Raw genomic sequence first — 22,025 nt, 5'->3', positions numbered from 1 at the left:
CTATTGATACTATCTCTCATTTACAATGTTAACTGAGATTCCTAGTGGTTTCATTTGCTCAATTTTCGTTACTTCTCAGCGAATTTTCGTTATAATGAGTAAAGCTCAAAATAGAAGGAGTTTTTAAGATGGATAAAAAAGAAATTGAAAATCAAGTCATACAACAATTTAAACAAGATGAGCATATGATGATCCTCGTCTTCGCACAGTGGTGCATTAACAATGACCTTCTTCCTGAGGAATTATATAAACAAGCGTATCCAAACCAAATAGAAAACAAGTCGCTTCAAGAGGCAATGGCACTAACGGTTTCGAAAGAAGAAGCCGGCCCAATTGCAGACGATACTGTACTCGGAGTTTTATCATTATTTGGTAACGAAGAGCTCGCCTTTATCGTCACAAAAGAAATTGAACAGCGAACTAAATAAAAAGACAGCCTTACTGTTACGTCATTCCTAGGAGGTGAAGGAAACGAATCAATTATTAAGGGTATTAGGAGTCATTTCTTATGTGACGGTACTCCTATACTTAACTGAACTTTTTTTCCCTAACGAATTACTTCTTTTATCTTCTAGTATTCTAGCTGCAACCTTACTTGTCTTTACGACATTATATATTTCAGCGATCAATCGATTAGTTGTTACTGTTCTTGTATTAATTGGTTCCATATGTTTTTACCTAGTTCAAGCAAGCCCAACAGAAGTAATCCTAGGATTCGGTAAAAATCTGAATTTGCTATCTCTTTTTCTGCTTATACCATTAATAGGAACGTTTATGTCAACAGCCGGTTATTTAACATTATTAAAACAGAAAATACAGTATCAAGAGCAACGAAAACAGGGGCATCCTTATCGATTAAGTTTCCTACTTACCGCTACAATTGGTATTTTATTAAATTTCGGCTCAATGGCGATTGTTAAAAAAATTGCTGAAGAAAGCTTTTCCTCTTATCGAGAGCAAAAACTTACATTAATTATTATGAGAGGCTTCGCATTTTGTATGCTTTGGTCTCCTTATTTTGTTAATGTTGGATTGGTGCTAGTGTTATTTGATCTTTCATGGACCGATGTCGGGTTATATGGAATGATGCTAGCAATCATTTATGTTGGAATTTCAGTCTTAATGACAAATCAGATAGAGTTTGAAAATGATCCAGTCATCGACCATTACCAAACAGAAATCCAGACGTCCGAGCCATCACTAAAGCCGTTATTTTTATTCGGATTCACTTTAGTAACCCTTTCTTTCTTGCTCGATAGTCTATTAGCGGTCAATATGCTAACAGTCGTTTCGATGCTTGCTATTTTTCTGCCTTTTGTGTGGGCCTTAATGTCTAAGCAGGTAAAAAGCTACAGCCATGATGTCTTTGCCCAAGTACAATCAGCTTTTTATCGTCTTAAAAATGAACTAGCCATATTTGTCAGTGCAGGTTATTTTGGGTTTGCACTTTCTCTGACCGAATTTGGACATCACTTCTCTTCTTTTTTATTTACAATTTCATTGGGATCTGTTTTTCTGTTGAGTTTACTTCTTGTGCTTTTTGCAATTCTTTTAGCACAAATTGCAATTCACCCTGTCATCATTGTCATTGGAATTGGAAGTGCTTTGTCGCCAGAACAATTTGGAGTGTCACCAGTATATCTCGCACTCTTACTACTAGTAGCCTGGACAATGGCAACATTACTTTCACCTTTTTCAGGTCAAGTATTAATGGCATCCCGCTTAACAAACAAGTCACCGCGAATTCTTGTTCGTCAAAATCTTTCATTTGTTTGTACCCTATCTCTTTTTTTAACGACTACTCTCTATCTCTTCTATAAATTAGGTTTGATGTAAGTGAAAAGTCTAGAAAGGACCGAAAATGGAAAGCAACGTTCATAAACATATAAAAAAACAAGCACTTTATTGGCTAAAAAAGAAAATGACTGACTTATGTGCAAATGAAGTCAAATTATTTGTCCGTAGAAAACGATTAAAAGCAGATGCGGTTGGGATAAATTTAAAAAGAAAAGAGTCACGGATTATTGAAGTCAAAGCAACAAGAACTGACTTCCTCCGTGACGAGGTCCTACATGCGAATTACGGGTACCACAATCTCGCTGATTATGCTTATATTATGACCCCAAGCAATTTACTTAGTGTAGAAGAGGTACCTGCTGGTTATGGACTGCTTGAAATTGATGAATTTGATACAATTACTGTCAAGAAGAAGCCGACAAGAAATCACAAGCCGCAGCTAAAACTTGAAACATTAGTAAAGCGAAGTGCTCAGGCTGCTACCAATGCCGTTCTATTTCAAGAATTATCTAAAGAAACCAAGGATCTAACTGGAGGATCTTTTTCGAAGGAAGCCGATATCCATTTAATAAGTGCAACATGCCCAACGTGTAAAAAAAGAAATAAATATCTAATTCATACAAATCAAGAGATGATTGGCTGTTTGCAAAAAAAGTGTCAAGAAGCTATTCCACTAAACAAAGCACGAGTTCATAAAATCACTTCATATAACGACAGCTTCATTGAACAAATTCAACTATTAAAAAACGAAAAAAAGTGAGGAAATACTCACTTTTTTTCGTTTGCGATCGGTAATTTAATACAAAATACAGTTCCTTTATTCGAGCTTGATATTAGGTCTATCTGACCATTATGGTTTTCTATAATTCGCTTTACGATCGTTAAACCTAAGCCAGTCCCTGATTCCTTCGTTGTTGAAAATGGTTCAAATATCGTTGCTTGTTTGTCAGCTGAAATTCCGCTTCCTTGGTCCTCAATATAAATTTCATAATCAGTCCCTACTTTAGCATAAATCTGAATATCACCTTGAAAATTCATTGATTCACTACTATTTCGTACAAGATTATATAGCACCTGTTTCATTTGCTTAGCATCAAGTAAAAGAGGAACCCTTTTTAGATCAACAGTGATATTAACATTTTCCCCTTCTGAGGATTCCCGTATTAATGGAAGAATATCCTTCATAACGTCTTCCAAATACGTCAATTTCAGCAATGGTGCACCAGGTTTGGCGAGAAGAAGCATTTCCTCAATAATGAAATTAATTCGCTCCAATTCCTTCATTAATAACGGCATGCGGTACATCTCCTGCTGATCAGAATCAATATTTTGATTCATTAGCATAAGAAACCCTTGAATGACCGCTAACGGATTTCTTATTTCGTGAGCAGCACCAGCAGCCATTTCTCCTACCAATGCCAACTTTTCAGTTTGGTGTATCCGATTTTCTAACTTTTCAGTTTCTGTAATATCAACAAAATAAAAGGTTCTACCAATAACTTCATTATGTTGATCACGTAGCTTAGACTGCGAAACTAGTAGTTTATGGTTTTCGAGATCAGATTGATAGGTAACCCTGACATTTTCACAAATTTTCTTTGAGGAAAGAATGGACCAGAAATCTTTATTGACACAAGGGACAGGTATCGTATCAATCGATCGTATTTGTTCCTCTGACCCATGCAATAAGTATTTAGCCGAATGATTTAAGAATAATTCATCCGTCTTATCATCAATCGTTATAATACCAACAGGGAGTGAATTTAGGATTTGTTCACGATAGGTTTTGTCAATTAAGATTGTCTCAAAGGATTCCTTTAAACGAAGAGACATTTGATTAATTGACGTCGTAAGCTGCTTAAGCTCAAACTGCTTTTCTGAGTCAGAAATGGTTAGGCCATATTCGCCTTTTGCTATTCGGTTTACTTTGTGAATAAGATTTTCAATTGGCAATGTTAATCCCGCACTAGTTCGATAAGAAAAATAAATAGATAAGATTATTGCACCAATCGTTAAGATCACGAGTAAAGATAATGAGCTTTCAATAATATTCGTAAATTCATGGGTGTTTTCCTGAATAGAGGTATATGCGAGTTGCTTTTCGTTATTAAGGTCTTCTTTAAGAGACAATAATCTAGGCAAGTAATATTTATCTAGGATTCGTTTCGCTGCTTCAATATCTCCAAGGCTAAGAAACCCTTGTACTTCATTATTTATAAAGAAATCCAAAAGTTCAACTTCGCGTGTAATCGCATTTAAACTCGAAGGAACCGATATATCGATTTGTTCCTCGAGCTCATTATACCCATCAATAAATTGACAACAAAAATCGCTTACAATTCCATTTCGAACAAATTGCTCTTTTTCTATTAACTCAGTTTCTGTATGGGTTAACCAAACAATTGAAGGGACATGTTCATCTCTTATTGTTAGACTAACTTGATTAACATCACTAATTGATTGGACAAGGATGAGAGAAAAACCACTCAATAAAAGAGTAATAAGGAGAAGGACGGAAAGGATTTTACTTCGAATAGACAATTGCTTAAGAAATGAAATCACTCCAGACCTTCCCCTTTCTTTTTTAAAAACGTAATTCGCCCTTTTCAAACTTCAGTATTTCATTTTCAATGAATTCCACTTCTGAATCTGAAAACATTGGACCAAACGGTGCGAGCATGTAGACGCCATCTTCCTCAGTTAGCATCACCTTGCCTGAAGGAATTCCCTCTTCACTGAAATAATCTTCAATAATCGATACATATATCTCCGTTACATCGTTCAGTACACTTGTCAATACATAATTCGGAGCCATATAAGATTGATCATCGACATAACCAATAACATAAATGCCTTCTTTTTTTGCTGCATCAATGACATCACGATTAAAGGCATTGCCTTTTGGATATACGACATCTACACCTAATTCAATTAACTCATCCAATTGCTTTAAAGCCCCTTGACTATCGTCTCTATCTTCCACATAACGATAATAAATTTCCGATTCCTCTGAATAGTACTTTAAAGCTTGTTCGAATTCCGGATTTTCGTTACTTTCGTGAACATCAATGATTCCAATTTTGTTTGTTTTTGTTTTTAAACTCGCTGCAAGTGAAGCAAAATACTCAAGTTCGGCATGATCAAAAGTATATACAGCTTGATTGGAATGTTTTAACCAACCATGAACAGTGACAAAATGAACTTCTTGGTAACTTGGAGCAATTTCAATAAATAAATCTGAAAATTCACGTCCATGTCCTATAATAACATCTGTTCCAGAATTAACCGCATCGTCAACAATCTTTTCTAATTGTGTTTTGTTTGTGGTATCAATTTCACTGAATAACTCGACAGCTATCGGAAATTGTTCTTGTATCTTCAGTTGGCCTTTATATGCTAAGCTCCCCCAGCTTTGATCAGCAATAACATCAGACGTAATAATAACAACATTTGTTTCTTCAATCTCTGAAGTTACCTTTGCATCTTTCATAATACCGCTAACACTAAAGAAAAGAATGATTAAAAAGACAGTTACAACAATCCCTGTAATCCATATAATGATCCTAAGTTGTTTCGATTGTTGCAAAGTAATTCCTCCTCTTATTATTCTCGTCTAATCATACCTAATAAATTAATATTTTGCTACTATAATTAGAGATTACTCTACATCTTTCGACATTTTTTTTACAAAACTGCAGTATTTTCTGCATAAGAGGTAAATTTTCAAAAGCCTTCAAACCATTTAGGACTTGTATTTATGTTCTATTTTTGTATTTCTTCCGATATATTTTCGAAAGGAAGGAAGTGAAGGAAACAATTGAAACTCATCATATCTTTGTTGATTATACTTTCATCCTTTAGTTTTTTGACAGAACAGAGCATTGATCAACAAACAATGATCACAGATGAAAGGGTCCTAGAAACAATACCTACACCTCACCCTAATTCAAACAATGACAAATGGGCCTTGATTGAATCTTGGTCAATATTCGGTGTTAGTAGCGAGCGAACGTATCAGATAGCTCCTACTTCCTTTATCGAAAAAAACAGTATATTGCCCTTTTTTCTACTAGCCGTGTTCTATCAATCTAATAATTTCAGCTCGATTCGTGTCCACTCACCCCACTAACAATACGTGGAGAGGAGGAAACGAATATGTACTGGCTCTATATTTTCGTAAGCTTTTTGACAATGAGTGCACTTAGTATTTTCTTCTACCAGGTAGTTGAATTTATTAACGCATTTATTATTATAATGAAGAAAAGCTAATAAAAAGAAGAAGTAAGGACTCAGTACTATAAAGGCCACTGAAATTGGTGATATATACTATACCTTTTTCAGTGGCCTTTTTTATATTTACCCGTATAACTAACTAAAACGAGAATTTCTCACATACTTCTTTTTATGACAGGAGTTACACATCGTATAAGCAAATTCCCATGACAATGATTTCCCGCAAAATTTGCAAGTTTTCTTTAAATTCTTACTATCATATCTTAAATAATCATGTACTCGGTCGCTCAGCTCGCCTCGTAAACGTTCCCAGTACATCGCTTCAGTTCTTCGTCCTAATCGGTACAAAAACAACAAATGCAAGCCTATTGCTTTGTAAGATAACTCTAATTCCTCAAGGGTTCCGCGTTTCAAAGTCGGCTCAGGTAATTCCTTACCATTAACGACAGCCATTAAATTTTCTTGCCACTGTCTGATGAGCTCGGGTTCTCTCGTGGAAAAAGGTAAATGAAGAAATCCGTACAGATCCATCATTGGCAGACGACCTTCAATTTCAGTATCTCTTATCGATTCATACAGTTCTTTTTCCTCAGTTAGTGAAGCCTTCTTTGTTCCTTTGGGGCTTTCAAAACGATCCCACAGATCAAAAAAGGTGCCTAAATCTCTATAGTATTTTTGGAATCTTTCGAACACAGAATTTGTCGGTGCGATTGCAAATGTATAAATCGGTTCATCCTCTTGCTCTAATAGCCGACGCATGAGATTAATCTCAGATACAAAAGCAACTTTTCCAATATTATAAATCCCTTTTCTTCCGGCACGCCCTGCTATTTGCTTAATTTCCTGAGAAGTTAAGCGTCTTCTTCTCATCCCATCGAATTTCTCATTTTCAAGAAAGACAATTCGCCTAATAGGTAAATTCAATCCCATTCCGATTGCATCTGTGGCTACAATCATTGTCGTCTCTCCATCAATGAATCGTTGCATCTGTTTTTTCCTTGTCTCTGGTGGCATGCTGCCATAGATCATGCTTACTTGATGGCCATTCTTTTGAAGCTGCGAAGCTGTTTCCAAAACCCTTTTACGAGAAAAACAAACGAGTGCATCTCCCTTTTTAGATTGCTTTAACGAAAATTCCTTTGATTCTACTTGTAAAGGGATATCTCTCCTATATTCACGTATCTCAATATCTGAGTCACCTAATAATTCTAGGATCATCGACTGGGCATTTCGGCTACCAATTATGTGCACTTCATTAGCATTCGCTTTTGTAATTGCCTTGTACCAGGAAAATCCACGGTCTTTATCAGCAATCATTTGTGATTCATCAATGACGATCACTTCAAAAAATTCCTTTTCATAAAACATTTCAACAGTGCTAGAGAAATGAGTTGCACCTTCAATTATTTTCTCTTCTTCACCTGTCTTTAATGAACAGCTTACACCTTCTTTATTTAACTTATCATAGACTTCTAGTGCTAGTAAACGAAGCGGCGCAAGATAAATTCCACTTGCAGATTTCTTCATTTTTTCTAAGGCGTAATGAGTTTTTCCAGTATTCGTTTCACCTATGTGAAGAACGTAACGAATATTCCGACCAGCATGAAGTCGATACTCTCTTCCAAAAATATCATCAATCATCCTTGCTTCTTTTTCTATTTCTTTCTCTCTATGCTTTTTCTCTTCAAGCTTGAACAGCTCTTGCTCTTTTTTGTCATGTTCAAAAATTTGTTGGTGTTGATATAAATCAAATGGCAATTTAGCCAATCGGACTAGATGCGGGAGCAGTTCCTTCTGAAATTGTTGTACATATTTAGTTCGAAGTGCTACCATCGGCTCTTTAAGGATGTCTCTAACTCGTAAATCAGTTAACTCTTTTCCAAAAAGGCTGAAATATTGTTCACTAACATAAATCGGTAATTGTGTCAGGACATCGTTTAATAATCTCCGTTCTAATAATCGATCAATAAATTGATTATACTGATCAAACATCGTCTCATACTGCCACGCTTTTTTATACTCTGTTGTGTCGTTCGCTAAATTCTGTAAAAAAGTTGAAAAATTTATAGATTGAGATAGCTCCTCAATCTGTTCATCTTTTTGATATGTATGTGAAGACAATTGATTTTGTCTCTTTGCTAAATCCACTTCTACTTTTTTGCTTACTTCGTGCCGAACTACGAAAAATAGCGCATCATCATTCTCAATAACTTGATCATATGCCTTTTGTATTTCATGAAGAATTATCCTTTTTCGATTCGCCTCTTGTTCTTCCTTTTGACGAATTTGATATGCAGCTTTGGCTTTCTCATAGATATGAGTCCATTGATTGTTCGTATTAACATGGTTAAGCCAACGCTCAACATGAAAGGGTTTATATGTTCTCAATTCATTTCGAAATAGTTTGTTGATTATCTTACGATCGATTCCCTCAACAACGTAGCCTCTATCTTTTAGAAACCCCTTTTTTTCTTTTCTAGGGATGCTATTTGTCGCTTTATTTAACCAAACATTTAACCATAGCTGTTCATAATAATGCTGTCTTTCTTCTTTATAATGTTCAAGTGAGGGCAAGGACGGTTTGACCTCAACAAAGCGATCAATATCTTCCAATAGTTTCTTTTTCGTTTGTTCGATGGCTTGTGCATGAACCATAGGCAATGTACTCACGATCGTCCTCCTTTCGTGAAGCTATAAAAACCATTTTACCATATGTTTCATCTAGTTTTTTCATTCGTACTATCGAAACAGGTAGTAAAAAGAATCCCCCTACCAAAGACAAGGAGAGGAATTCTTTTTCGATTACTCTAGACTATTTAATGACTCCATATGACTGGCAATCATTGCAATGATTGTACTCGCCTCGTCCTTACTAAAAATAAAGTTAAATTCATCCTTAATTAATTCATTGTCGATTGTTTTAATTCGGTTAATCCGTTGTAGTATTCCATCACCAGTTTCTTGAATAATTCCGAATTTATAAGATATCTCAATATCCTCATCTTCGTCTATATATGCAGTTACCTCTGGAGTTTCCCATTCTACATCATATGTTTCAATGTCATCCTCATCATCTGCTAAATCATATTCAATCGCATCTTCATCTTCAAATTCATAGTCGTATTCATCTTCATCATCTAAGAAATCATGAAAGCTTTCATGAACAACATCAATAATATCTTCAATATCTTCTAGAATCGTTCTTGACGTTAGATCAAGGTCTAAATCAAAGGATTCAATATAGAATTCGTTGTTGTGAGGGTCAAAGAACAAGCTACAGAAATATTCTCTTTCTTCTTCCGTTTCAACAAAAAATTCTATTCTTGGGTGTTTCGCAGCCTTATCAATAGACAAATGTCCAACTTGATCATACTCTTCACATATTGATTCCAAACTATCCTGAAGCTCTGCACTTACTCGATCAAACCATTCTAATGACATGGTCATCAAACCTCCCTATCCTAATTGCAACACATTACCTATTCTCCCAAAAAAAATCAGCTTTAAATCATTTTTTTCAAATTTCTTTCTAAAATTATTTCTTTTTTCAAATTTACTGTTTCCATTTTAATCCTAATAAGGTAGAATTTTAATTAGTTGAATAGCATTTAACTAGGGGAGTCCAATGAGTTGGGCTGAGAGGGGAACGCTTTGAAGTTCTTTGACCCTTGGGACCTGATCTGGATCATACCAGCGTGGGGAAGTTAGATTATACATAAATGTAAGCATACTTCTGCATTGATAACCGGGGTCCAACCTTATTTGGGTTCCGGTTTTTATTATGCAAACACTCCTCTACCAGTATGTCTATAATCTGGTCCCGACAAACTAAATTAAAGGGAGAGATTAGATGACTACATCAGTAAATGACAAGAACATTTCCATTATGTCCAGTTTTTCAGGCAGTAAAAAAATCTATATAAAAGGATCGAGGGCTGATATCCGTGTACCGATGCGGGAAATTGAATTAACACCAACAACCGGTACAATCGGCAAAGAAGAAAATGCTCCAGTTCGGGTCTATGATACGAGCGGACCCTATACCGATCCAGACTCTACCATTAACATTCACGAAGGAATATCACCAATCAAATCACAATGGATTAAAGAACGTAGTGATGTCGAGGAATACGAAGGTCGTAAAATAAAACCTGAAGATAATGGTTTAAAAGAGTCTGCCGTTTATGAATCATTCCCTTCGTCAAAAAGACCTATAATAAGGGCAAAGAAAGGAATGAATGTCACACAGCTCCATTATGCTAGAAAAGGGGTCATCACTCCTGAAATGGAATTTATCGCAATTAGAGAGCAGCTTACTCCTGAATTCGTACGTGAGGAAGTAGCTTGCGGGCGAGCCATCATACCTTCAAATATTAATCATCCAGAGTGTGAACCAATGATTATCGGTAGGAATTTTCATGTTAAAATTAATGCGAATATTGGTAATTCGGCTGTTTCCTCTTCGATAGAACAAGAAGTGGAAAAAATGACATGGGCTACCCGCTGGGGTGCTGATACAATTATGGATTTATCTACAGGAAAGCAGATCCACACAACGCGTGAATGGATTATTCGTAATTCACCTGTTCCAGTTGGTACAGTTCCTCTCTATCAAGCACTAGAAAAAGTAAATGGCATTGCTGAAAATCTTACATGGGACATTTACCGCGATACTTTAATTGAGCAAGCTGAGCAAGGTGTTGACTATTTTACGATTCATGCAGGAGTGTTGCTGCGATATGTACCAATGACCGCTAAGCGTTTAACAGGTATTGTTTCACGGGGTGGTTCGATAATGGCTCAGTGGTGTTTATATCATCATCAAGAGAACTTTCTGTATACACATTTTGAGGAGATTTGCGAAATTATGAAGACGTACGATATCTCCTTCTCGCTTGGTGACGGTCTTCGTCCAGGATCTATAGCGGATGCAAACGATGAAGCTCAATTTGCTGAACTCGAAACACTTGGCGAATTAACAGAAATCGCATGGAAGCATGATGTGCAAGTGATGGTAGAAGGACCAGGACATGTTCCAATGCATTTAATTAAAGAAAATATGGAGAAACAATTAGAAATTTGTAAAGAAGCTCCTTTTTATACATTGGGACCTTTAACAACTGATATCGCACCAGGTTACGACCATATTACCTCTGCTATTGGTGCCGCAATGATTGGTTGGTTCGGTACTGCAATGCTCTGTTACGTGACACCAAAAGAACATCTTGGGTTACCTAATAAAGATGATGTTCGTGAAGGTGTCATCACATATAAAATTGCAGCCCATGCAGCTGATCTAGCTAAAGGACATCCAGCAGCTCAAATACGAGATAATGCTCTATCAAAGGCACGCTTTGAATTTCGATGGAGAGATCAATTTAATTTAGCATTAGACCCAGAACGGGCCATTGAATACCATGATGAAACCCTACCTGCAGAAGGAGCAAAAACAGCACATTTTTGCTCAATGTGTGGTCCTAAATTCTGTAGTATGAGAATTTCACACGATATTCGCAGTTATGCAAAAGAACATAATCTTGAATCTGCTGAGGCGATTCAGCAAGGCTTAAGTGCAAAGGCAGCAGAGTTTAAGAAAAATGGAGGAAATCTATATAACTAAAGGAGAAATGGAGGAATTTATATGGAAGTAGCTGAAATTGAAAAAGAACTACAGCATTTGAAATCACGTATTGCTTCCTTGCAATCCTATCTTCAACAGAAACAAAAGGAGTGTGATCATGTTTTCAAGAACAACCAACTTTATGAACAATGTATAAAATGCAATAAAGTTTCCACATATTTTTAATAAAAAAGCTCAATGCCTTTAGACTTCAGGGCATTGAGCTTTTGCTAACTTGGATAGCTATCTTTCTTCTTTCTAGTTCATCAACAAGCAAATCAATAAAGTGAGGACTAATCTCTTCTACACAAATCGCTTTTTCATAAATCCCTAGCAAATCATCGTTTGAAATTTCCCAGAATGTTGATTTCGAATGATTTTCCATAGTAAAAGATCCTCCTAGAGAAGCATTTTTCACTTGATTATGCAAATCACTAAAAAGACAAGCTTTGTTGTTTTTATGTTATCACACTTTTATACAGAATTGTACAAATATTAGCATCATTTGTAAAAATAAATCGAATCCACAAACTTACCTTTAGTCCTTCAAAACGATATAAAACTCTGAATTACAGTAACTGCAATAAAAAATAGAAGCTATTTCATTATATCCACGTTTTTTTAATTCTTCTTCTAACCAATTCCTCGACTTTTCCATTAATGCCAGGTGTTCTTCTTGAATCACACCATCCTGAATGAATGGCAAGGTAAATGTTGTGGGTGCGTGTTTTGGAAAAACCGAAAGCGTTCCTGAGCGTTCTAACATCGCATAACGAACATCACGAATATCGGGGATATCTTTTTCTCGTAATTGAAGAAGAATATCATCGAGATGATATCCTTGCTTTCTCATATTCTTTTGATCGATGACACCGTTATTAATAATCATAACAGGTCGTCCTTCAATAAGATCTCTAAAACGTTGGCTTTTCAATGAAACAAAAGAAAAACCAATCTGAATAAACATTAATAAGAAAATCGGCGACAACCCTCTTATCATAGATACCTTTGGGTCTTCAATAGCTAGAACCGCTAGCTCAGCAATCATTAATGATACGATTACATCAAGAACGCTTAATTCACCAATTTCCTTCTTTCCAGTGATTCGGAAAAAGAAAAGTACAATAACAAACACAATAACAGTTCGTAACAAGACCGGTAGAATTTCGCTCATAATCAGCCGTTCCTTTCTCTCACCGTGTGTATGTTATAGCATTTGTAATTGGTTGTTGTTTATTCTTTAATTCGAAAGTTTGCTGATTTTCTTTGTGAGAGATTCCTTCCAAGCACTTGATAGACTATTCAGTAAAAGTAAGTCCTCAAGCTCGCTTTGCTTAACATCGTCAGAAAAGGTCAATCGATTCACATCAGCAATCGAATAATCGCTCCCTCGCTCGAGTCGACTAAAAGAATCTTCAACTGATACTTGTCCTTCTTCTAACACCCGAACATAGTATCCAGAAAACCCCGTTTCTACTATATGTAATGGAAGGTGTTTAAGTTGATGTCTTTCTGCTAGTTTATAACAAGGTTTTCTAGGCTGACTCACTTGTACTATTGCCTCACCCCATTTGAATACATCTCCAATGCAGACATCCTTCTCTGTTAATCCTTGAATCGAAATATTTTCTCCAAATGCCCCGTAGCCAAACGGTTGGTTGTATCGTTGCTCCCAATATAAAAGATGTTCGACCGAGTACAAACAAACAGCCTTATCAACACCACCATGATTAACTAGATCTGCCTGCTGATCTCCCTTTAAATTAGTAAACGTTAAAAAGACTGGCATCTGTACAGATGATTTAAAAATGCCAGACATGATTTCCTTATCTTTATTGTTAGCAATATTGCTTATAGTCCCAATATTTAAAGACTTAATATTAGACATCGGTTTTCCTCCACTCTATTTTAACTCTAAGACAATTGGACAATGGTCACTACCTAACACATCGCATTCCATATAGGAATCTGCAATATTTTCAGAAAGTCCATTAGAAACGATGAAATAATCAATACGCCAGCCGATGTTTCGCTCCCTTACCGTATTCATATAGGACCACCATGTATAAGCAAACTCCTTGTCTGGATACAGAAAACGATAACTATCGATAAAACCTTCCCCTAAAAGAATTGACATTTTCTCTCGCTCTTCTTCAGTAAAGCCTGAATTTCCTTTGTTACTCTTTGGGTTTCTTAAATCAATTGCTTCATGTGCTACGTTCAAATCACCACAGTAAATAACTTCTTTTTCCATCTTCAAACGAGCTAAATAGTCTCTAAGACGATCTTCCCATTCTAATCTATATGTAAGACGTGCTAGGTCTCTCTGAGAATTAGGAACATATGCACAGACAAAATAATAGGAATCGAATTCTAGTGTAATGAGTCGGCCTTCTAAGTCTTCATCTGTCTCGTCCAAACCATAGCTTACCGAAATTGGCTTCTGCTTTGTAAAGATAGCCGTACCAGAATATCCTTTTTTTATTTTTGAAAAGTTCCAAAAGTCATAATAGCCCTCCAATGTTAAATCAAGTTGTCCAGGTTGTAATTTTGTTTCCTGCACACAAAAAACATCAGCATCCATTCTCTCAAAAAACGAAAGAAAACCTTTTTTCAAGCAAGCCCTTAAACCATTTACATTCCAAGAAACATATTTCATTATTAATTCACCTTTCCAAACAAGAGATTCTAAAATTTTATCATACTTTTAAAAAAGACACCTCCGATTGTCATTCAATCGGAGATGTCTTTGGCTTAACGTTTTACAACATCAAAATTTTCATTTATTAACAACCAATTTTGTGGGAATGGTAGCCCTAGCTTCCAATAGCTAATTCCACGTAAGTTAAGTTGTTTTATTAGATCAAACTTGGCTTGAATTGAACGAGCATCCTCAAACCAGACTTTATGTCTAGCTCCCTCTTCATCGACATAGTCAAAATGAGGGGCCTGCACTTCTGTATCATATTGTATTGGAACATTGTATTGCTTTGCACGCTCTATTGCCGCTTGCGGACTAAGGGCTTCAGCATATTGTCCACCTGCTACATAAGGCAATGTCCAATCATATCCATATAAGTTCTGCCCCATCATAATTTTAGATGCTGGCATTTCTGTTAGTGCATATTGAATAACATCCTCGACCGGACCAATTGGTGATACAGCCATTGCCGGGCCACCAGAATAACCCCATTCATATGTCATTAATACAACAAAATCAACGATCTCTCCATGTGCTCTATAATCATGGGCTGCATACCATTGCCCTGGTTGATCTGCTCTTGTTTTAGGGGCAAGGGCACTTGAAATCAATAATCCTTCGCCACGAATGCGTTCTGCCGCTTTTCTCAAAAATTGATTATAAGGCTCTTTTTGATCCGCAGGCAGAAATTCAAAATCAAAGTGGATATCGGTATAACCAACCCTTGCAGCTTCTGCAAGGATATTGTCGAGAAGTAGATCTTGAACAGCAGTGCTCTGTAAAATATCCTTACCAAGTTCCCCACTAAATTGCCCTTCCTCAAGATTAGTCACAACCATCATCAAAGAGGCTCCAGTTGTGTTAGCTACCTCAGGGATACCGTCTAATGGTTGAGGATCTAATGTCCCATCTCTTCTAGCCTCATAGCTAAATGGAGCTAAGTACGTTAAAAATCTTCCGACATTTCTAGCTTCAGTTAGTAGTGCAGGATTAACAGTTCCTCTTGGTTCAATATACGCATTGATTTCTGCAGGCCGTTCTGGTTGCTCAGGTATATACACCCGTAACCCTATTCTTAGTGGTTGATTTGGATTAATCTGATTTATCTCTGCAAGGGTTAAATAATTTAGTCCAAAGCGTTCTGCAATAGACCACAAACTATCACCAGGTTGGACCCAATAAAAACGACCGATAATCGGGATTACGACTGCTTGCCCAACGACTAAACGCGAGGGTTCGGGTATTTGATTTGCTTCAACGATATCCTCAACCGACGTGCTATAGGCTTGAGCAATTCCCCAAAGCGACTCTCCAGCCTGTATAACATGGATTTGCATAATGCCACTCCTTTTTCACAATTAATATGATATTCATATATATGTGAGGTGGGGCTGACTCATGTATAATCCTTACGTTCACTCAATTATTTTCTCATCAACCTTTGGGCCGTTTTCAAAATCATCTAAATCCAATTCAGAAAGTCTATTTTGAAACCATTCTAGAAAGTCTATTTCTCCCACTTTTTTTACAAGAGGATGTTCCAGAAGCTCTTGACCCTCACTTATCGATTCTGCACTGGAATCGATAAGCTCAGTAATCGATAAATCAAAAAAGAGATTTGCCGCGATCAGGATGACAAAACTAATAAACACAACTTTCACTGTTGTTTTCAAAACAGATATAATTAGAAAACCAGCAAAAACTAAGCCAATTAAAGCGATCCACTGTTGTTCACCGAGAATAGTATAAAATTCGTTCACAATTCCTCCTAAAATATATAGATAGTAAATTTTATTATTGTCGTCTATCTATTCTTTAAACATACGAATGTAAAAGAAAAAGTGTCCTCAAGTCAGTTTGACTTAAGAGACACCTCTTTTCTCTAGTTATTTCACAAGGGTATTTCATATTTATTGCTTTTCCATCACCCTTTTCGTTTAAATAATCTTCGATAAAAACATTTTTGTACGTTCATGTTTAGGATGATCAAACAACTGCTCTGGTGTTCCCATTTCAATAATTTCACCTTGATCAAATAAAATAATCCGATCAGCAACTTCTCTAGCAAAATTCATTTCATGTGTCACAACAAGCATCGTCATACCTGTATGACATAGCTCCTTCATGACATCTAATACTTCCTTAACCATTTCTGGATCAAGGGCTGAAGTCGGTTCATCAAAGAGCATGATCTTAGGTTGCATTGCAAGTGCCCTTGCAATAGCTACACGCTGCTGCTGCCCTCCTGATAACTGTCCAGGAAATTTATCCGCTTGTTCTGGAATACCCACCCGTTCAAGCAACTCCATTGCAATTTGCTCAGCTTTTTTCTTCGGCCATTTTCTTACCCATATTGGTGATAGGGTAATATTTTTCAAAATTGATAGATGCGGAAACAAATTAAACGATTGAAACACCATCCCTGTTTCCATTCGAATTCTCTCAATATTTTTAATATCGTTGGAAATAGGGATACCGTCGACAATAATCTCACCTTCTTGAATGTCTTCAAGTGCATTAATTGTCCGAATAAACGTCGATTTCCCGGAACCAGATGGTCCTAAAATAACAACAATTTCGCCTTGTTTAATATCGATATCAACATTCTTCAAGACATGAAGGTCTTTGTTATACCATTTATTAATTCCCCTACACTTAATCAGAATTTCTCGATCCTCTAGCGGTACTTCTGCATTAAAAGCTTGATCCATTTGAACGACCTCCCTATTTTAGTTACTACCAATGCTAATCTGCTTTTCTATCTGTCTACTCATATACGACATAAAGTAGCAGATCACCCAAAAAACAAAAGCGATAAATAGAAACACTTCCATTTGAGTTCCTAGAAATTGTGGATTCGCAATAATTGAACGAGCAATTCCGAGCAGTTCAACAAGACCAACAATTGCAATTAATGTCGTGTCTTTTAAAATAGAAATTGATTGCCCAACCATCGAGGGAACCGTTACTCTAAGTGCCTGTGGTAGGATAATAAAAAAAGTCATCTTAACTGTACTCAGACCAAGTGCTTTAGATGCTTCATATTGACTATTTGGAATAGATTGCAACCCACCACGAATGTTCTCAGCGACATATGCTGCATTGAATAATGTTAACCCAATCATAACTCGAATGAGATTATCGACTGAGATTCCAGAAGGTAGAAATAACGGAATCATAATCTGTGCCATGAACAAAACCGTTATTAACGGTACCCCACGAATAACCTCAATGTAGATTACACTTAACCATTTAATGATCGGTAATTTACTTGTTCTTCCAAGTGCTAACAAAACCCCTATCGGAAAGGAAACAACGATTGCAAATAAAGCAATAATAATTGTGAGTAAAAATCCTCCCCAAATATTTGTTTTAACTGTTGGCAATACATTAAAACCATGCAATAGAAAGACAGCTATTGGAAATGCAAGAATCCATAGTACCCATGTGAACTTTTTTAGGAAGGGCATCTTAATAACTAGGAAGTATAAGGCAATGATTATCGTGATATTAGCAGAAAGCCAGAAGCGACTATCCATCGCAATAAATGGGAGAACAAGAGAGACTCCATACAAAAGGAGAAAGCCAAACATCATTACCCGTGCTAACCCTTTATATAATCCTGCTGATAATCCGACAAGAATACTGACCAAAGTTAGACTAGACCAAGCACGCCATAATTCTTCTATTGGGTATTGTCCGACAATAAACAATTTATAATTTTCACTAACAACAGACCAATTTGCGGAAACAAAAACCCATCTCAAGCTCGATGTAATTACCAGTACGAGTACAATTGAAATCACTATCGTAAATAATGTGTTAAACCAACTACTAAATAAATTCTTATGAAGCCACACTAAAGGCGATGATTGAATAATCGGTGTGGGTTTTAACTTAATATTCTCTAAGTGACTATTCGTATTTGACATCTTCTCATCACCTCTCTACTAATTTCGTGGCATTATTATAGATATTCATAAATAGTGCTGTTAGTAAACTGATGCATAAATAGATCAATAACATGACCAAAATCATCTCAATTGCTCGGCCGGCTTGATTCATGATTGTATTACCAATGCTCCATAGGTCAGGATAACCAGCAGCAATCGCCAAACTAGAATTCTTTGCTAAGTTTAAATACTGACTAGTAATTGGTGGAACAATCGAACGAATCGCCTGTGGGAATGTAACGAAACGTAATGTTTTACCACCGTTCAATCCTAATGCATGTGCTGCCTCGATTTGTCCTTTTGACACAGCTAGGATCCCACCTCGAACAATCTCAGTAATATATGAAGCCGTATAGAACACTAAGCCAAATAATATTGCCGAAAATTCAGGAGTAAAACGATAACCTCCTACTACCTGAGTCCCATCAACTATAGGGAAGCTTACTAACAAAGGCATTTCGGTTAGAACCAAAAAAGAGACGATTCCGATTCCACCAAAAAGTAGTAGTCCAACTGCAAGAGGATACTTTCTTTTCCCTGTCTCCAGCTGTTTTTTGAGTAATAGCTTCCTTACTGCAAATGAGACAATAAAAGCAACGAGCATGACACCAAACCAAATGAATGAGGATGCTGTTAGGTCAAACCACGGAAAGACAATGCCACGATTACTAATGACAGTCCCGAAGAATTGAACAGCCTCTTGAATACGCGGCAACGGTAAAAGAACTGCAAAATACCAAATGAAAATTTGTACAAGCACAGGCGTATTCCTAAAAATTTCAACATAGAGACCAGAAACAGAACGTGCCAGCCAGTTTTTAGAAAGTCTTAGAACGCCCATAATGACACCAATAATCGTTGCAAAGAAAATACCGATTACGGTTACTTTTAAAGTATTAGCAATTCCGATGATGATCGCTCGACCATAGCTATCTGTTGAGGAATACGCTAGAAACTTCTCTCCAATTGAGAACGATGCTTTATTAGTTAAAAAATCAAATCCAAATTTAATTCCAGCCCGTTCAAGTCCGGCAATTGCATTTTGAATCATATAATAGAAGACACCAATAATACATAGTAGAAAAGTAACTTGTAGAAACAAATGAATGAATTTAATATTTCTCCAGAATGGCACTTTTGGCACCGACAGATTTTTTTCCATTGTGATCACCCCATTTTTTAAAAATAAAGAGACTAGGACATAACTAAAGTGCCTGACTAAAAATTCGAACAAATTAATCCTTTAGCGGATGAAATATACGTAGACTCCTGCGGGATTTATAAGCCAAAGATGAGACCCCGCAGGCGAAGCCGAGGAGGCTCACCGGCTTCCCGCGGAAAGCGAAGTATATTTCAGGAGCGGCGTCTTAAGCCATACCCCTTCGTTCGGTTTTTAGTTAGTTCAAACACTTTTGTCCCAGCCTCTATGAAATTCTCTACCATTATCTAAATGGCGGTGAATAGATGATTCCTCCGTCTGTATAAAGAGCATTAATTCCACGGTCTAATCCAAATGCACTATCTTTACCTAAATTTCTTTCAAAGATCTCAGAATAGTTACCAACTTGTTTAATAATTTGATAAGCAAAGTCATCTGGAATACCTAGTTGTGAGCCTAAACCACCATCAACACCCAGGAATCTCATAATATCTGGATCCTCACTATCTAGAAATTCATCCACATTTGCGGAAGTCATTCCATATTCTTCTGCTTGCATTGTCGCAAACGTTGCCCACTGCATAATATCAAAGAAATTAGAATCACCATCAAGTACTGCTGGTCCTAGAGGCTCCTTTGACATTGTTTCTGATAGAACCATATGGGCAGAAGGATCTTGCATCAATGTTAATCTTGAAGCAAGTGCAGATTGATCAGTTGTCCATGCATCAATCGTTCCAGACTCGTATGCGGCAACAAGACTATCTTGGTCAGGATAGAGAACTGGTTCAAATTCAATTCCACGTTTTCTCATTTGATCTTCTAGATTCAATTCTGTAGTAGTTCCTTGTTCAACACCAATACGTGCACCAGCAAGACCTTCTAAATCAGTAATTCCGCTTTCTTTCGGAACCATCATCCCTTGGCCATCATAAAAGGTTGTCGGACCAAATGCTAACCCTACTTCAACATCACGAGTCAATGTCCAAGTTGTGTTACGAACGAGAATATCGACTTCACCGGTTTGAACAGCGGTGAAGCGTTCCTGTGCAGATAACGGACGATACTCAATTGCATCCTTATCACCAAAGATTGCTGCAGCTACAACTTGACCGAACTCAACATCAAATCCTTCATATTCACCATCAGAATTCATATAACCAAATCCAGGTAACTGATTATTTGTTCCGAGAACGAGATGGCCTCTTTCAAGGACTTCAGCTAACTTAGCTCCCGCTGAAGCTGGCGGGGCTTCTTCACCGGTCCCTTCCGCTACCTCTGTTCCATCTGTTTCAGTTGTGCCAGCATCTTCATTAGAGCACCCTACAAAACCAAACGTACAAATCGTAATAAGTCCTAACATCAACATCCATTTTCTTCGCATTTCTTTTCCCCCTTTTATCTTGTTTGTTGCTCTAAATTAGTTATACCTCATTCCGAAATGGTTTTATATGGATATTGTAAGGTTTTATACCGAATTTTCTGAATATTTGTGAGAAATTCTCTTGGATCCTTTTTTTTCTTTGTACACATTTACTAACATTTTGTTATTGATTTCTGATAATGGGTATACTTTAAAAGATGAATGAAAAGGTGGGGATAATCCAAATGTCTAGTTTCAAACCATTTAGTCAAACTGAATATGCAACACTTGAACAAGTAGTCCTATGTGAACCTAAGTTTATGACGATACGTGATGTTATTAATGAAACACAAAAGAAATTCAAGGATGAAGGCATTCATATTGAATTAGCAATGAGGCAGCATAAAGAATTTGTTAAACAGTTAAAGAAACACGGTGTTGATGTTGTTCTACTATCACCAGTGAAGCTTTTCCCAGAACAGGTATTTACGAGAGATATTGGTTTTACGATTGGTCATACGATCTTTGTTGCAGAAATGGCACATAAGATCCGTCAAGGTGAGGAAGATTTATTAAAATCTTGGCTGAAAAACGAAAAGTTATCTTATTACAATTTGATTGGTGACATGATTGAAGGTGGAGACGTTGTTATAGACGGTGACAAAATATTCGTTGGTTTAAGTAACCGTACCAATCAAAATGCGATCGACCACCTAAAAAGGATCATGCCTGAAAAAGAAGTCATTACAATTCCATTCACAGAAAAATACTTACATTTAGACTGTGTCTTCAATATCATTTCACCAACAGAAGCATTGTATTTTCCAGGTGCATTTACCAAAAAAGAGCTCGACGTTTTACGCACTCATTATGATTTAATCGAAGTAAGTGAAGAAGAACAGTTTACTCTTGGTACAAATGTACTGTCGATTGGCGATAAAAAAATATTTAGCTTACCGGTCAATAATAATGTGAATAAAGAGCTGACTAAACGTGGCTATACAGTTATTGAAGTTGATATTACAGAAATTATTAAATCTGGAGGGTCTTTCCGCTGCTGCACCCTTCCAGTTAAAAGATCTGCCCAATAATCAAAACCAAAAAACGCCTTGAGATTGACTCAAAGGCGTTTTCAGGTTCGGATTTTCTAGGTATAGGAACTTTATCAACAGGCTAATCTCTCAAAAATATTTTTTTTG

Annotated in this window: 20 protein-coding genes and 1 riboswitch; of the genes, 6 read left to right on the top strand and 14 right to left on the bottom strand. The window is 36.6% G+C overall.

Features of this window, described 5'->3' with window-relative positions; translation table 11 throughout:
- Window positions 1–128 precede the first annotated feature (128 nt).
- From J7W16_RS04715 to J7W16_RS04705, 3 genes are all read left to right on the top strand, one after another.
- The gene (locus J7W16_RS04715; RefSeq protein ID WP_210596070.1) at window positions 129–428 is read left to right on the top strand and encodes a hypothetical protein; all 300 of its coding nucleotides are present in this window, start codon (window positions 129–131) and stop codon (window positions 426–428) included.
- 82 nt (window positions 429–510) lie between these two features.
- A complete protein-coding gene (locus J7W16_RS04710) occupies window positions 511–1,836 on the top strand; it encodes a TRAP transporter large permease subunit (RefSeq protein WP_210596069.1) in 1,326 nt (441 codons plus the stop codon).
- Between the two features lie 25 nt (window positions 1,837–1,861).
- On the top strand, window positions 1,862–2,557 hold the full coding sequence (locus J7W16_RS04705) for a hypothetical protein (RefSeq protein WP_210596068.1): 696 nt from the start codon (window positions 1,862–1,864) through the stop codon (window positions 2,555–2,557).
- 8 nt (window positions 2,558–2,565) lie between these two features.
- On the opposite strand, the gene J7W16_RS04700 is transcribed toward J7W16_RS04705, so the two are convergent.
- From J7W16_RS04700 to J7W16_RS04685, 4 genes are all read right to left on the bottom strand, one after another.
- Window positions 2,566–4,359 (bottom strand): ATP-binding protein, encoded by a 1,794-nt coding sequence (locus J7W16_RS04700; protein ID WP_210596067.1) that lies wholly within the window; start codon window positions 4,357–4,359, stop codon window positions 2,566–2,568.
- 22 nt (window positions 4,360–4,381) lie between these two features.
- Window positions 4,382–5,383: a BMP family ABC transporter substrate-binding protein gene (locus J7W16_RS04695; protein WP_210596066.1), complete on the bottom strand. Its 1,002-nt coding sequence runs from the start codon at window positions 5,381–5,383 to the stop codon at window positions 4,382–4,384.
- Between the two features lie 782 nt (window positions 5,384–6,165).
- Entirely contained in the window at window positions 6,166–8,700 is a 2,535-nt protein-coding gene (locus J7W16_RS04690) for a DEAD/DEAH box helicase (RefSeq protein WP_210596065.1), read from the bottom strand.
- A 132-nt stretch (window positions 8,701–8,832) separates the two neighbouring features.
- On the bottom strand, window positions 8,833–9,471 hold the full coding sequence (locus J7W16_RS04685; RefSeq protein ID WP_210596635.1) for a hypothetical protein: 639 nt from the start codon (window positions 9,469–9,471) through the stop codon (window positions 8,833–8,835).
- A 163-nt stretch (window positions 9,472–9,634) separates the two neighbouring features.
- Window positions 9,635–9,749, top strand: a riboswitch (TPP riboswitch).
- A gap of 131 nt (window positions 9,750–9,880) precedes the next feature.
- On the opposite strand from J7W16_RS04685, the gene thiC reads away from it, so the two are divergent.
- On the top strand, window positions 9,881–11,650 hold the full coding sequence (thiC, locus tag J7W16_RS04680) for a phosphomethylpyrimidine synthase ThiC (RefSeq protein WP_210596064.1): 1,770 nt from the start codon (window positions 9,881–9,883) through the stop codon (window positions 11,648–11,650).
- Between the two features lie 21 nt (window positions 11,651–11,671).
- Window positions 11,672–11,836, top strand: coding sequence for a serine protease (locus J7W16_RS04675; RefSeq protein WP_210596063.1), 165 nt, complete (start codon window positions 11,672–11,674; stop codon window positions 11,834–11,836).
- A 25-nt stretch (window positions 11,837–11,861) separates the two neighbouring features.
- Here J7W16_RS04675 and sda read toward each other — a convergent pair whose 3' ends face one another.
- The 10 genes from sda to J7W16_RS04625 form a co-directional block, all read right to left on the bottom strand.
- Window positions 11,862–12,035, bottom strand: a complete 174-nt coding sequence (sda, locus tag J7W16_RS04670) for a sporulation histidine kinase inhibitor Sda (protein WP_210596062.1) — start codon at window positions 12,033–12,035, stop codon at window positions 11,862–11,864.
- Between the two features lie 153 nt (window positions 12,036–12,188).
- Window positions 12,189–12,824, bottom strand: a complete 636-nt coding sequence (locus tag J7W16_RS04665; protein WP_210596061.1) for a DUF421 domain-containing protein — start codon at window positions 12,822–12,824, stop codon at window positions 12,189–12,191.
- A gap of 66 nt (window positions 12,825–12,890) precedes the next feature.
- Complete coding sequence (locus J7W16_RS04660) at window positions 12,891–13,538, bottom strand: MOSC domain-containing protein (protein WP_210596060.1); 648 nt, start codon at window positions 13,536–13,538, stop codon at window positions 12,891–12,893.
- 15 nt (window positions 13,539–13,553) lie between these two features.
- Window positions 13,554–14,309 (bottom strand): exodeoxyribonuclease III, encoded by a 756-nt coding sequence (locus J7W16_RS04655; RefSeq protein ID WP_210596059.1) that lies wholly within the window; start codon window positions 14,307–14,309, stop codon window positions 13,554–13,556.
- A gap of 95 nt (window positions 14,310–14,404) precedes the next feature.
- On the bottom strand, window positions 14,405–15,688 hold the full coding sequence (locus J7W16_RS04650) for a LysM peptidoglycan-binding domain-containing protein (protein WP_210596058.1): 1,284 nt from the start codon (window positions 15,686–15,688) through the stop codon (window positions 14,405–14,407).
- Window positions 15,689–15,766: 78 nt separating this feature from the next.
- A complete protein-coding gene (locus J7W16_RS04645) occupies window positions 15,767–16,111 on the bottom strand; it encodes a hypothetical protein (RefSeq protein ID WP_210596057.1) in 345 nt (114 codons plus the stop codon).
- 177 nt (window positions 16,112–16,288) lie between these two features.
- Window positions 16,289–17,062, bottom strand: a complete 774-nt coding sequence (locus J7W16_RS04640) for an amino acid ABC transporter ATP-binding protein (RefSeq protein ID WP_283246021.1) — start codon at window positions 17,060–17,062, stop codon at window positions 16,289–16,291.
- An 18-nt stretch (window positions 17,063–17,080) separates the two neighbouring features.
- The gene (locus J7W16_RS04635) at window positions 17,081–18,283 is read right to left on the bottom strand and encodes an amino acid ABC transporter permease (RefSeq protein ID WP_210596056.1); all 1,203 of its coding nucleotides are present in this window, start codon (window positions 18,281–18,283) and stop codon (window positions 17,081–17,083) included.
- A gap of 7 nt (window positions 18,284–18,290) precedes the next feature.
- Complete coding sequence (locus tag J7W16_RS04630; RefSeq protein ID WP_210596055.1) at window positions 18,291–19,466, bottom strand: amino acid ABC transporter permease; 1,176 nt, start codon at window positions 19,464–19,466, stop codon at window positions 18,291–18,293.
- Between the two features lie 280 nt (window positions 19,467–19,746).
- A complete protein-coding gene (locus J7W16_RS04625; RefSeq protein ID WP_210596054.1) occupies window positions 19,747–20,847 on the bottom strand; it encodes an amino acid ABC transporter substrate-binding protein in 1,101 nt (366 codons plus the stop codon).
- Window positions 20,848–21,071: 224 nt separating this feature from the next.
- Between J7W16_RS04625 and J7W16_RS04620 the strand changes: the two genes are divergently transcribed.
- Window positions 21,072–21,917, top strand: coding sequence for a dimethylarginine dimethylaminohydrolase family protein (locus J7W16_RS04620; protein WP_210596053.1), 846 nt, complete (start codon window positions 21,072–21,074; stop codon window positions 21,915–21,917).
- Window positions 21,918–22,025 lie beyond the last annotated feature (108 nt).

It is taken from the genome of Halalkalibacter suaedae (genome assembly GCF_017939705.1).
GTDB lineage: Bacteria > Bacillota > Bacilli > Bacillales > Bacillaceae_D > Halalkalibacter > Halalkalibacter suaedae.
This window is presented reverse-complemented; position numbering and strand designations above follow the sequence as displayed.